The following is a 13,128-nucleotide window of genomic DNA, read 5'->3' on the forward strand; positions in this document are numbered from 1 at the left end:
CTTGCTACTTAATTTAAGTGTTAAATTATAGATAGTTACAACAATGAGCAGCATTTATAGCTTTAGGATCATAGCTACTCTAAAACTGCCAATCACAATTCAACGGTTACGCCATCTAACGCACTGCCGCCCATCTTATTTTGAGCCCCTACCTTGATCATCAAGCGTAGATCGTTCGCAGAATCTGCATGGTGGAGTGCATCTTGTTCAGTGATCTTTCCTTCACTAAATAATTGATAAAGTGATTGATCAAACGTCATCATGCCGGATTCACCTGACTTCGCCATTACATCTTTGATCTCATGCAATTCGCCACGACGAATAAGATCCGCCACGCGTGGCGTATTCAGCAATAATTCAAATGTCGCATGCCGACCAATACCATGTGCATCAGGGATCAACTGTTGTGCCAAAATACATTTAAGGTTTAAAGACAGATCAAACAAAAACTGATCTCGGCGTTCTTTCGGCACTAAGTGCAGAATTCTCTCCAGTGCCTGATTGGCATTATTGGCATGTAGCGTCGCCATGCACAGATGCCCGGTTTCAGCAAAGTTCATTGCGTATTCCATGGTTTCAGGCGTGCGTATCTCACCAATTAAAATCATATCTGGTGCTTGGCGTAGCGAGTTCTTTAGTGCAACTTCATAGCTCTCAGTATCTAGCCCCACTTCACGCTGTGTAACGATGCAGCGATCATGTTTATGCACAAACTCAATGGGATCTTCTACCGTTAAAATATGACCACTACGGTTTTTATTTCGAAAGCCAGTCATAGCCGCCATTGAGGTCGATTTACCCGATCCTGTCGCACCGACAATGAGCACTAAACCACGCTTTGCTAACGCCATTCTTTGCATATCAATGGGCAAATTAAGATCAGTCAAATCAGGAATATTAGTTTCAATTCGACGAATGACCATACCCGGTAATTCACGCTGCCAGAATGCACTCACTCTAAAACGCATATCACCACGAACTAATGCAAAGTTGGCTTCACGTGTCGTGACAAATTCTTGATATAACGCCCGATCCATCGCTTCATCAAACAGTGCATCAACCCCTTTACGTGTTAATTCTTCACCTAATGCATGCAGATGACCATCAACACGTAATAAACAAGGTGAATCAACGGTAATATATAAATCCGATGCTTTTTTGCTGACGACTTCATTGAGAATATCTTGCAGCTTCATTCTCGTTCCTTCGTTTAAAATTCCTATAGAAAAGGTTTATTCACGTCGATAAACCTCACACAATATAAGCCAATAATGTCTGTTTACATGATTGATGATGCACCATCGACTATGCGGCGTCCTTCTTCAGACTCAACGGCACCTTGTGCCACCAGCATTTTGACGCTTTGCTCCATGGTTTGCATACCCATAGACGATCCCGTTTGGATCATTGAGTACATTTGCGCGATTTTACTTTCTCGGATCAAGTTTCTAATTGCGGGGGTGGCAATCATCACTTCATGCGCGGCAACTCGCCCACCATTCACACTTTTAAGCAGACTTTGTGATACCACTGCACGTAATGATTCAGACAACATTGAACGTACCATGGCCTTATCATTACCAGGAAATACATCAATAATACGATCGACGGTTTTAGCTGCAGAGCTGGTGTGCAAAGTACCTAATACTAAATGCCCTGTTTCAGCAGCGGTCAGTGCCAAGCTAATAGTTTCTTGATCGCGTAATTCCCCCACAACAATCACATCAGGATCTTCACGTAAGGCAGATCGTAATGCATTATGAAAACTGTGCGTATCACGGTGTACTTCACGCTGATTGATCAAACAACGCTTACTGGTATGAACAAATTCCACCGGATCTTCAATAGTTAATATATGGCTATTAGTATTTTCATTAATGTAATCCACTAAGGCCGCAATCGTGGTGGACTTACCTGAACCAGTCGCCCCTGTTACCAAGACTAAACCACGCTGACATTGCGCGATTTTATAAAAAACATCGGGCACATTAAGTGATTCAAGGGTGGGAATAGCGACAGGAATCGTTCTAAATACTGCAGCGCCACCACGAGATTGATGAAACGCATTCACACGAAAGCGACCTACATTAGGTAATTCAAATGAAAAATCGACTTCAAGCCTTTCTTCGTATTCACGGCGCTGTGCATCGTTCATAATGTCGAACACTAAACGGTGCACTTCTGAATGGTCTAAAGCTGGTAGGCTGAGTTTTCTAACATCACCATCAACACGGATCATTGGTGGTACACCCGCAGAAAGGTGCAGATCTGACGCATTATGCTTTACACTAAAGTCCAGTAGTTCTGTGATATCCATAACTTTTCCTCAAGAATCAATTATGAGTAGTATCAAACAAAATATTGAACAGGTCATCAGCCAGATAACTTCTGCGACCGAAAAATGCGGTCGAACAACAGATTCCGTGCAACTCTTGGCGGTAAGTAAAACAAAACCAATCGCGGAAATTGATGATGCAATTGCCGCGGGTCAGCGTGCATTTGGTGAAAACTACGTGCAGGAAGGCGTTGAAAAAGTGCAGCATTTTGCAAATCATGCACAAACTGAAGAAATTTTTTGGCACTTTATTGGTCCAATACAATCCAATAAAACACGCCCAATTGCAGAGCATTTCGATTGGGTGCATTCAGTTGATCGTATTAAAACGGCACGAAGACTCAATGAACAACGTCCATCAAGTATGGCGCCTCTGAATATATTGCTACAGGTTAATACCAGCGGTGAAGAGAGTAAATCAGGCGTTAATATTAACGACTTAGCTGCTTTAGCGGATGAGATTGCAACCATGCCCAATTTGGTCTTGCGTGGATTGATGTCGATCCCACAAAAAGCCGACAGTTATGACAGTCAATATGCGGCCTTTAAATTACTGGCGGATGCACAACAACAATTACACATAAAATACCCACAGATCGACACATTATCTATGGGTATGAGCGGTGATATGGACGCAGCCATCGCAGCAGGCAGTACAATAGTACGCATTGGTACTGCGATTTTCGGCGCACGTGATTACACGTAGACAGAGACGAGAAATTCGCCTCCTCTCTACTTATTTAATAAGGATTTTTCATGGAACAACGCTCGATCACCTTCATTGGCGCAGGCAATATGGCGCGTTCAATCATTGCAGGGTTAGTTGCAAGTGGCTACCCAGCCAATAAGATTACCGCAACGGCCCCTAGCGAAGCGCGTCGTGAACCTTTAGCGCGTGATTATGGTATTCATACCGATGCCGATAACCTACGCGCTGCGCAGCAAGCTGATGTCATTGTGCTTGCGGTTAAGCCCCAGTTAATGGAAAGCGTTTGTAATGCACTGCAAGATATCGACTTCTCAAATAAATTAGTCATTTCAATTGCAGCAGGTATCTCTGCTTCTCGTTTAAATGAAATGCTAAATACCGAGCTTAATCTTGTTCGAGTGATGCCTAATACGCCATCATTGATCGGTAAAGGCATGAGTGGTCTATTCGCATCACAAAGTGTATCTGTAAATGATAAAGTCTATGCAGAACAACTAATGCAAGCAGTGGGTGAAGCCTGTTGGGTGCAACAAGAATCAGGAATTAACGGTGTGATCGCTGCAGCAGGTAGTGCACCGGCTTATTTCTTTCTCTTTATGGAAGCAATGCAAAAAGAAGCGATTAAACAAGGTTTCGATGCCGATACAGCACGTTTACTCGTTCAGCAATCCGCATTAGGGGCAGCAGAACTAGTAAAGGCGAATCCCGAGACTGAATTATCGACCTTGCGCGAGCAAGTAACATCAAAAGGTGGAACAACGGCAGAAGCCATTCGCACATTTAACGAACACCAACTTAGTGATATCGTAGCCAAAGCAATGCGTGCTGCGGTATCTCGCGCTGAAGAAATGGAAAAACTGTTTTAAGGTTAATATATGAACTCTCTTGGTTTTTTAGTAAGTACTGTTTTCGACCTCTACATTATGGTCGTGTTAATTAGAATATGGCTACAATGGGCTCGTGCTGATTTCTACAACCCGTTCTCTCAGTTTGTAGTGAAAGCAACACAACCTATTGTTGCCCCCCTTCGCCGTATAATTCCGCCTATCGGTGGTTTTGATTTAGCAACATTAATTTTCGCTTACGTGCTAAGTATTGGTAAGTTTTTAACACTACAATTAGCACTCAATGGCGGCATTGTATTTAGCCCTGATTTCTTATGGATTGGTGCACTATCTCTGCTAAAAGCTGCTGGTGGCCTTCTATTTTGGATTCTACTGCTTCGTGCCATCCTTAGCTGGGTAAGCCAAGGTCGTAACCCAATTGAATTCGTCATGCATCAACTAACAGAACCACTAACAGCGCCTATTCGTCGTGTTATTCCGGCAATGGGCGGTTTAGATTTAAGCGTATTAGTGCTATTTCTTGGCCTGCAGTTCGCTAACTTTCTGATGGGTGATTTGATCGGTCCGGTTTGGTTCCAACTATGAGTCAAAGTGCTGTAAGTAAAACAGGCGATGATTTACTTATTCGCCTGTACATTCAACCGAAAGCAAGCCGCGATCAAATCGTTGGCTTGCACGGTGAAGAGCTAAAAATAGCAATTACAGCACCACCCGTTGATGGCAAAGCCAATGCACACTTAAGTAAATTTCTGGCAAAACAATTTCGCGTCGCTAAAAGCCAAGTGCTGATAGAGAAAGGAATGCAAGGCCGTCATAAACAAGTGCGCATTGAAAGTCCACGAGAAATCCCGCCAGTGATCGCAGAGTTGCTATAGGGCATTACAGCTATACTAAAGGAAGTTTGTAATACCCACCTAATAATTGCGGTCTTTTATTATCAGGTGGGTATCTAAAAGGATAATGTCATGATTCGTATTCTATGTTTATTGTCGGCAATGCTCTTTACCGCATTACCAGCTCAAGCAGAACAACTCAAAAATATCGGTGATCTTGAAGTGCATTATTCAAGCTTTCCATCGACATTTTTAACGCCAGAAGTTGCCAATACTTACCGTATTACACGTAGCCGATATTCAGCAGTTGTGAATGTAACCGTGCTTGATACATCAGCAACAGGCAAGCCAGCAGTGACGGCACAGCTATCTGGAAAGGCGCGGAATTTGCTAGGTACAGAAAAGAAATTAGCCTTTCGTGAAGTACGTGAAGGTCAGGCTATTTACTACATAGCTGAACTTAATCATGCCAATGAAGAGAGCTTCAAATTTACCATTGATGTATTCCAAAATGGGACTAATGGTGAAATTAAATTTGATCAAACCTTCTACGTTGATTAAACGCTAGCACAGAAAAAATAGTGCAATCGTATAACAACCTATATCAAGGAGCTGCGGCTCCTTTTTTATTTCCTACCATAACTTAATCTTCACTTTATCTCTGCTAATAAATTTCTATTGAAACTCGCATCTGTAAGCCGCTTAGGTATATCATGTCGCCCTTATTTTTCGTTTCATTAAGCATCGTAGAGGCACACCGATGAGCAAACTCGTATTAGCAACAGGCAACCAAGGTAAAGTGAAAGAAATGGCTAGCTTGCTGGCTGATTTTGGTTTTGATGTTGTTGCACAAAGTGATTTCAATGTGTCTTCGGTTGCTGAAACTGGCACCACGTTTATCGAAAACGCAATCATCAAAGCGCGCCATGCCGCTAAAGAAACGGGCTTACCAGCGATTGCTGATGATTCTGGTCTTGAAGTCGATTTCCTACAAGGTGCGCCGGGTATTTATTCTGCTCGCTTTGCGGGTGAAGATGCCACCGATCAGCAAAACCTTGAGAAGCTATTGGCAGATATGGAAGGCGTGCCAGCAGAGCAACGTACTGCCCGTTTTCACTGTGTATTAGTAATGATGCGCCATGAAAACGATCCAACACCTTTAGTATGTCATGGTAGCTGGGAAGGCAGTATCTTAATGGAAGCTCAAGGTGAAAATGGCTTCGGCTATGACCCTGTATTCTGGGTACCTGAAGATCAATGCGCTTCAGCACAACTAGAATCAACACGTAAGAAAGAATTATCTCATCGTGGCAAGGCGCTACAAAAACTCTTTGCTGCCCTGAAGGACGCATAATGTTAGTACCACCACCTCTAAGCCTGTATGTGCATATTCCTTGGTGTGTTCAAAAATGCCCATATTGCGATTTTAATTCGCATGCATTAAAAGCCGAGATCCCAGAGCTTGATTATATCGATGCCCTACTCGAAGATTTAGACATTGATCTAGCAAAATATCAGCTAGAGGCTGGAGTTCGTCCGTTACACTCCATCTTTATTGGCGGTGGTACACCTAGCTTAATATCTCCACCAGAAATCGGGCGTTTGCTTAAAGGCATTGAAGCAAGAATTCCATTTAGCCACGATATCGAAATCACCATGGAAGCCAACCCTGGTACCGTTGAAGCAGGACGTTTTGTTGCTTACCAAGAAGTTGGTATTAATCGAATATCTATTGGTGTACAAAGTTTTCAAGATGAAAAACTAACCCGCCTTGGTCGTATCCATGGTAGCGATGAAGCACGAAAAGCCGCGAAGCTTGCAACAGAGGCTGGCTTAAACAGCTTTAATATCGATTTGATGCACGGTTTACCCGACCAATCCATTGATGATGCGATGTACGATCTCAAGCAAGCCATTGCGCTAAATCCGCCACACTTATCTTGGTATCAGCTGACTATAGAACCTAATACGATGTTCTATTCTAAGCCGCCAACGCTGCCTGATGATGACGATTTATGGGATATTTTTGAGCAAGGTCATCAGATACTGGCGGATGCAGGATATGTGCAATACGAAATATCTGGCTACAGTAAGCCCGGTTTACAATGCCGCCATAACCTCAATTATTGGCGCTTTGGTGATTACCTCGGTATTGGTTGTGGCGCACACGGTAAAGTCAGTTTTGCCGACGGCAACATAACTCGTACCGTAAAAGTTAAGCACCCAAGAGGCTACTTAAACCCAACTAAGCCGTACTTGGATAAAGAAACCCAAGTTGATGCCGCAGAACGTCCGTTTGAGTTCTTCATGAATCGATTCCGCTTACTTGAGGCATGTCCAAAGCAAGATTATATGGACCGAACAGGCCTATCACTCGATACTATCGACACAAATATTCAGTGGGCATTGGAACAAAAGTATCTGATTGATACTGGCGATACATGGCAGATAACCGAACACGGTAAACTGTTCTTGAATGATTTACTGGCAGCGTTTGTCGAGGATTAATAAAAAATAACGAGTATCTTACGCGTATTCTTAGTGCGCCAAGATACTCGTATTGTTAACTGTTTCGCTAACGACTTTACTAATAAACAGTCACACTTTTCCACGTTTTTAGCGCAGGGATCAGAGATTGGATCTCTGTTTCTTGGATTTGTCTTTTGACGACTCGCTGGCACAATTCATCATCGATGAGCTGAGAATGTGAAAGTTGGTAAGGTAAATCTTTCGTCAGAGTTTGGTGATATTTGACTAGCGCTTGTTGTTGAGCGGTATTTAATTGAACCTTATGCGCACCAAAATACAACTGACCATTCTGCTTCACTTTAAACAAACGTTGCCCATCATCTAGGGTTAACGCACCATCTTGTAAAATCACTACGTTATGCCACGTTAAGTTACATTGTGAAGCCCAAGCAGGCGTCAGCATGACAATAAAAGTGAGTATCAGCATTGTTAATGTCGGCGTCGCATTTCTAGCAAAGATCATATTCATGCCCATCCCTATACAACGTAGAGTCTGCGACATGAATAGACGCAGCTCTTTAAAAGATTGATCGCCCAATACGTTCAGCGAGTAATTCTAATGCTGCTGTGCCTGCCAACGAGTTACCAGAAGGATCCAGCTCAGGTGACCACACCGTTATCGACATTTCACCCGGCACGATAGCAACAATTCCGCCACCCACACCTGACTTGCCCGGCATACCCACACGATAAGCAAACTCACCTGCACCGTCATATAACCCACAGGTTGCAAGCAATGCATTCATTTGCTTACTCTGAGTCTGGCTGATAATAGTTTTTTTCGCGCCTAAAGGAAGCCCTTTATTTGCTAAGTAGCTGAATGTACGAGCTAAATCAACGCAACTCATTTTTAGTGAACAATAACTAAAATAATTGGTTAAAACAGGCATCACTTCATTTTCAAAATTACCGAAAGAACGCATTAAATACGCAATCGATGCATTGCGATCGCTGTGTTGCATTTCAGACGATGCGACCGCTTTGTCATACGTTAAATGGGGATTACAAGACAGCTTTCGAACGAGTTCTAGCATCCGATATTGCGGCGCCGCTAAACGGCTATGTAATAAATCGGATACCACTAGCGCCCCCGCATTGATAAATGGATTGCGTGGAATACCATTTTCCAGTTCTAACTGGATCATCGAATTAAATGCATGACCAGAAGGCTCTTTACCTACACGTCGCCAAATTTCTTCAGGTTCATATAAGCTCATGGCTAATGTGAGCGACATTACCTTAGAGATGGATTGAATAGAGAAACGTTCTTGGCAGTCTCCGGCTTGGATGATCTCACCGTCGTTATAGCACACGGCAATACCTAATTTATTGGCAGAAACATCGGCTAATGCAGGAATATAGTTAGCAACTTTTCCCTGACCGATTAACGGTCTCACTTCGTCCAAAATACCGGCGAGCAACTCTTTTGTTGGCTTCATTCTTATTCTCCAAGGGCAAAAAAGCCAACACGAGGTTGGCTTTAAACGCATGATGCAATTTATTCTATGTTTGCTTTAAGCACTGCATCTAACCATATCGGTCTCGACAAATAGTCTGGGCGATAGCGGAAAAGATTACAACCTTAGCAAAACTGAGACTACTCGGTACGTGCGTACTTCATGTCCCATACGCCGTGACCTAAACGGTGACCACGTGCTTCAAATTTGGTTAACGGACGATCTTCAGGGCGCGCAATATAGTCACCGTCTGTTGCCGTATTCTTGTAACCAGGTGCCGCATTCATCACTTCAACCATGTGCTCTGCGTAGTTTTCCCAATCTGTTGCCATATGGAAAACACCACCAATTTTCAGCTTCTTACGTAACATTTCAGCAAATGCAGGCTGAACGATACGACGCTTATGGTGACGCGTTTTATGCCATGGGTCAGGGAAGAACAGCTGAACAGTGTCTAGGCTGCCATCTGGAATCATGTAATCAAACACTTCAACAGCATCGTGACACATTACACGTAAGTTAGTTAGGGCTGCTTCTTCTGCCCCCATCAAACATGCACCCACACCAGGGCTGTGTACTTCGATACCAATAAAGTCTTTCTCTGGAGCATTCTTGGCCATTTCCACCAATGATGCGCCCATGCCAAAACCAATTTCTAGCACAACAGGTGCTTCACGGTTATAGACTTCTTTCCAGTCCAGCATTTGCTGAGCAAAGTCGATACCCATTGTTGACCAGTTGTTATCCATAGCCGATTCTTGGCCTTTGGTTAAACGGCCTTCACGACGAACAAAACTACGAATCTTTCGTACAAGTTTGCCGTCTTCGGTCAATTCAGTCACGGTTACATCGCCGGACTTTTTTGAAACTTCGCTCATGGTAAATACCTAAAACTAAAAATGAAGAAAAACTAAGCGGAACGGCATTATCCAAAGTTATGGCATAAGTGCAAGTCTATCGATTGCGACAACTGCAAGTTTATGGTGGAATCATGCCCATACAGGGCTCAATAATGCCCAGCGCTATACTACCAGAACCAATAAAAATCAGTGCCACCATATCAAACTCAATAATTATAATAGCGTCTATCAACGTTAAGCAAACAACAGTGAGTAAAGTCCGTGAGTAATACCTTCTCTGATGCCATTTTAACGTGGTACGATAAATTTGGTCGTAAGACACTGCCTTGGCAACAAAATAAAACACCTTATAAAGTATGGTTATCAGAAATCATGCTGCAGCAAACCCAAGTTGCCACAGTGATCCCTTATTTTGAACGTTTTATGGAACGTTTTCCGACGGTGCAAGATTTAGCCGCAGCCGAGCAAGATGAAGTACTGCATCTGTGGACAGGCCTTGGTTACTACGCTCGCGCTCGAAATCTTCATAAAGCTGCAAAAATTATCGTCTCGGAGCACAATGCTCTATTCCCAACCGATATTATTCAGGTGCAAGCCCTACCCGGTATAGGTCGATCCACCGCTGGAGCTGTTCTGTCATTATCGCTCAAGCAACATCACGCGATTTTAGATGGCAATGTAAAACGCACATTAGCGCGTTGCTATGCAGTGGAAGGTTGGCCCGGTAAAAAGCCGGTCGAAAATGCGTTGTGGGAAATTGCAGAAAAGAACACTCCTGATTCAGGGGTCGAGCGTTACAACCAGGCAATGATGGATATGGGTGCAATGATTTGTACCCGCAGTAAGCCTAAATGCGAACTGTGCCCAATTGAAGCTATGTGTGAAGCAAAAGCACAGCTTCGCCAAACCGATTTTCCGGGTAAAAAGCCAAAGAAAGTGATGCCAGAAAAGCAGACCTGGTTTGCTATTTTGCAACACGGTGACGAAGTATGGCTGGAACAGCGACCGCCAGTCGGAATATGGGGTGGCTTATGGTGCTTTCCACAGCATGACACCGATGATTTGAGTGCATTAGTCACACAGCGTATCGGCTCAGAAAGCCACATTGTCGAAGCAGAACAACTGCATGCTTTCCGCCATACCTTTAGTCACTACCACCTTGATATCGTGCCAATTCGAATGCGATTATCTACCCCGATGAATATGGTTCAAGAAAGCGGGAAAGGTCAATGGTATAGCTTAACTACGCCACCGAAAGTAGGGTTAGCTGCACCAGTACAGCAAATACTGGAAGGCCTGCGCTACGAGCTTAATCACCCTAAAACACTATAATAACCGCAGTACTTTAAAGGGCTTTCATCGCCCTTTTTATATAAGTTTTGCCTCTTCGCTGCCTTATCCTAGATGCTAGGGTTACACTCTGGTATAACTAGCAACGTACTCATTAGGTCATGATTAAGGAGCCATTCAATGAGCCGTACTGTTTTTTGTACTCGCCTGAAAAAAGATGCTGAGGGACTCGATTTCCAACTGTACCCAGGCGATCTAGGTAAACGTATTTTTGACAACATTTCAAAAGAAGCATGGGCTGAATGGCAAAGTAAGCAAACCATGCTGATCAATGAGAAAAAACTAAACATGATGAATGTTGATCACCGTAAGTTGCTTGAAACCGAAATGGTTAACTTCTTATTCGAAGGTCAAGATGTGATCATTGAAGGTTATACGCCACCAAGCAAGTAATGCCCATCACGGTTTATTAATATATTCCGGTTAAAAGGTTTACGGGTAGAGAAAGAAAATGACATCATTGGTCGTTAATTAACTATCAATAATGTCACTTTCTGTTTGCCCACTTATGAATAAACGCCTTTTTTTACTATTATCTCTCTTCGTGCTCAACGGATGTAGTCGTGAATTCATCGAGCAACTGTACGATGTTGACTACAGCACCACCAACCGCTTTGCGAACAATCTAGCATCGCTTCCCGGCCAGTTCACTAAAGATCCTGCTGAATTAAATCGATTAATTGGATCATTTAATGGCAAAGTCAAACGCCAATGGGGCGACGATAATGCTTTAGTATCTAGTAAACGCCAATACGTTAAATATACTGATGGCTATCAAAGCCGTGCGCACGTTGATTTTGATCGCGGTATCGTTACTATCGAAACGGTTGCTAAAACAGAGCCAGAAAAACATTTAAAAGAAGCGATCACCACAACTCTGCTTACCCCCGATAACCCAGCAGGGGTCGATTTATATTCTGATCAGGCCATCGAACTAAAAGGTAAACCCTTCCTCTATGAGCAAGTTTTAGATCAAGATGGCAAACCAATTGAATGGTCTTGGCGGGCGAACCAATTTGCAGATCACCTGATAAATACCAAATTAAAGAAAAAGAAGATCCGCTATCAGCAAGCGTATTATGTAGAGATCCCTTTAGTTGCAAATAGCTCGAAGCAACGAGGGTATAAATATGCAAGTATCATTAAAGAAGCCTCTCGCCGCTACGACATTCCTGAAGATCTGATCTATGCGATCATCAAAACCGAAAGCAGTTTTAATCCCTACGCAGTTAGCCACGCCAACGCTTATGGCTTAATGCAAGTGATACCAAAAACGGCTGGCGCCGATGTTTTCAAACTCGTCAAAAAGAAGCCTGGCATACCGAGTCCGGAATACTTATTTGACCCAAGAAGTAACATTGATACAGGTACAGCCTATTTCTATATTTTGCGTAATCGTTATTTGAAAGATGTAAAGAACCCGACATCACTGCACTACAGCATGATTTCTGCTTATAACGGCGGTGCCGGTGGTGTACTTAACACCTTCAATAAAAATGATAGAAAACGGGCAATGAATGATTTAAACAGCCTTCAGCCAAATCAGGTGTATTGGGCACTGACCAATAAACACCCAAAAGCAGAAGCAAGACGTTATTTAGAGAAAGTGACCGCATTCCAAAAAGAGTTTAATCAAGGAAAAATTTAAGCTTTTGAGCAAAGCATTGAGATATTTACGGTATTTATCAACAACATTTACCTCAGCTCATCACTGGTGATAAATACCGACACCCAGTATTCAATGCATCAATTTAGTATAGATAACGCCTTTAACGAGCAAAAATCGAGCATGTAAACCATTTGCTCGATTTTTATCGAAAAAAAAGTTGACGAAAGAGCCTAAAACCCGTTTAATAGCGCTCCGTTGCCTCGATAGCTCAGTCGGTAGAGCAGAGGATTGAAAATCCTCGTGTCGGTGGTTCGATTCCGCCTCGAGGCACCATTATTTCTTTTGGTTCATTAGAATATAAGAAATACGGTGCAAGCAACGAAATAGACAATTCCCTTTTAGTTCAGTTGGTAGAACGCCGGACTGTTAATCCGTATGTCGCTGGTTCAAGTCCAGCAAAGGGAGCCAAATTCGTTTTTGAGTTAGATGTTAACTTGAAGACAACAAAGATTTAGTGTGCCGACTTAGCTCAGTAGGTAGAGCAACTGACTTGTAATCAGTAGGTCACCAGTTCGACTCCGGTAGTCGGCACCATTTCTTA

General features: G+C 43.0%; 15 protein-coding genes and 3 tRNA genes. 13 read left to right on the forward strand and 5 right to left on the reverse strand.

Annotated elements, in window-relative coordinates; all coding sequences use genetic code 11:
- Nucleotides 1–92: 92 nt before the first annotated feature.
- The gene (locus C9J48_RS21535) at nt 93–1,196 is read right to left on the reverse strand and encodes a PilT/PilU family type 4a pilus ATPase (RefSeq protein ID WP_006232525.1); all 1,104 of its coding nucleotides are present in this window, start codon (nt 1,194–1,196) and stop codon (nt 93–95) included.
- 83 nt (nt 1,197–1,279) lie between these two features.
- Complete coding sequence (locus C9J48_RS21540; protein ID WP_006232524.1) at nt 1,280–2,317, reverse strand: type IV pilus twitching motility protein PilT; 1,038 nt, start codon at nt 2,315–2,317, stop codon at nt 1,280–1,282.
- A 22-nt stretch (nt 2,318–2,339) separates the two neighbouring features.
- Here C9J48_RS21540 and C9J48_RS21545 point away from each other — a divergent pair, with 22 nt between their 5' ends.
- From C9J48_RS21545 to hemW, 7 genes are all read left to right on the forward strand, one after another.
- Entirely contained in the window at nt 2,340–3,041 is a 702-nt protein-coding gene (locus C9J48_RS21545; protein ID WP_006232523.1) for a YggS family pyridoxal phosphate-dependent enzyme, read from the forward strand.
- A 50-nt stretch (nt 3,042–3,091) separates the two neighbouring features.
- Nucleotides 3,092–3,910 (forward strand): pyrroline-5-carboxylate reductase, encoded by an 819-nt coding sequence (proC, locus tag C9J48_RS21550; protein ID WP_006232522.1) that lies wholly within the window; start codon nt 3,092–3,094, stop codon nt 3,908–3,910.
- A gap of 9 nt (nt 3,911–3,919) precedes the next feature.
- On the forward strand, nt 3,920–4,474 hold the full coding sequence (locus C9J48_RS21555; protein WP_006232521.1) for a YggT family protein: 555 nt from the start codon (nt 3,920–3,922) through the stop codon (nt 4,472–4,474).
- On the forward strand, nt 4,471–4,764 hold the full coding sequence (yggU, locus tag C9J48_RS21560) for a DUF167 family protein YggU (protein ID WP_006232520.1): 294 nt from the start codon (nt 4,471–4,473) through the stop codon (nt 4,762–4,764). Before C9J48_RS21555 ends, yggU begins: the two co-directional genes overlap by 4 nt.
- Before the next feature lie 90 nt (nt 4,765–4,854).
- Nucleotides 4,855–5,283, forward strand: a complete 429-nt coding sequence (locus C9J48_RS21565) for a DUF4426 domain-containing protein (RefSeq protein WP_006232519.1) — start codon at nt 4,855–4,857, stop codon at nt 5,281–5,283.
- A 199-nt stretch (nt 5,284–5,482) separates the two neighbouring features.
- Nucleotides 5,483–6,076, forward strand: coding sequence for an XTP/dITP diphosphatase (locus C9J48_RS21570; protein WP_006232518.1), 594 nt, complete (start codon nt 5,483–5,485; stop codon nt 6,074–6,076).
- A complete protein-coding gene (hemW, locus tag C9J48_RS21575) occupies nt 6,076–7,230 on the forward strand; it encodes a radical SAM family heme chaperone HemW (RefSeq protein ID WP_006232517.1) in 1,155 nt (384 codons plus the stop codon). Before C9J48_RS21570 ends, hemW begins: the two co-directional genes overlap by 1 nt.
- A 79-nt stretch (nt 7,231–7,309) precedes the next feature.
- On the opposite strand, the gene C9J48_RS21580 is transcribed toward hemW, so the two are convergent.
- From C9J48_RS21580 to trmB, 3 genes are all read right to left on the reverse strand, one after another.
- Nucleotides 7,310–7,720 carry a YggN family protein gene (locus tag C9J48_RS21580; RefSeq protein WP_107281240.1) on the reverse strand — a complete coding sequence of 137 codons (411 nt, stop codon included), beginning with the start codon at nt 7,718–7,720 and terminating at the stop codon, nt 7,310–7,312.
- 49 nt (nt 7,721–7,769) lie between these two features.
- On the reverse strand, nt 7,770–8,690 hold the full coding sequence (glsB, locus tag C9J48_RS21585; protein WP_006232515.1) for a glutaminase B: 921 nt from the start codon (nt 8,688–8,690) through the stop codon (nt 7,770–7,772).
- Between the two features lie 158 nt (nt 8,691–8,848).
- On the reverse strand, nt 8,849–9,586 hold the full coding sequence (trmB, locus tag C9J48_RS21590) for a tRNA (guanosine(46)-N7)-methyltransferase TrmB (protein ID WP_006232514.1): 738 nt from the start codon (nt 9,584–9,586) through the stop codon (nt 8,849–8,851).
- Nucleotides 9,587–9,829: 243 nt separating this feature from the next.
- Between trmB and mutY the strand changes: the two genes are divergently transcribed.
- The 6 genes from mutY (at nt 9,830) to C9J48_RS21620 (ending at nt 13,121) form a co-directional block, all read left to right on the forward strand.
- Nucleotides 9,830–10,900, forward strand: a complete 1,071-nt coding sequence (gene mutY / locus C9J48_RS21595; protein WP_006232513.1) for an A/G-specific adenine glycosylase — start codon at nt 9,830–9,832, stop codon at nt 10,898–10,900.
- Between the two features lie 138 nt (nt 10,901–11,038).
- Entirely contained in the window at nt 11,039–11,311 is a 273-nt protein-coding gene (locus C9J48_RS21600; RefSeq protein WP_006232512.1) for an oxidative damage protection protein, read from the forward strand.
- 115 nt (nt 11,312–11,426) lie between these two features.
- Complete coding sequence (gene mltC / locus C9J48_RS21605) at nt 11,427–12,566, forward strand: membrane-bound lytic murein transglycosylase MltC (RefSeq protein ID WP_036804063.1); 1,140 nt, start codon at nt 11,427–11,429, stop codon at nt 12,564–12,566.
- Nucleotides 12,567–12,784: 218 nt separating this feature from the next.
- Nucleotides 12,785–12,860: transfer RNA gene (locus tag C9J48_RS21610), tRNA-Phe, on the forward strand.
- Between the two features lie 59 nt (nt 12,861–12,919).
- A tRNA-Asn gene (locus tag C9J48_RS21615) sits at nt 12,920–12,995 on the forward strand.
- A gap of 50 nt (nt 12,996–13,045) precedes the next feature.
- Nucleotides 13,046–13,121, forward strand: a tRNA-Thr gene (locus C9J48_RS21620).
- Nucleotides 13,122–13,128: the final 7 nt, after the last annotated feature.

The sequence above is a fragment of the Photobacterium profundum genome (assembly GCF_003026285.1).
GTDB classification, from domain to species: domain Bacteria; phylum Pseudomonadota; class Gammaproteobacteria; order Enterobacterales; family Vibrionaceae; genus Photobacterium; species Photobacterium profundum.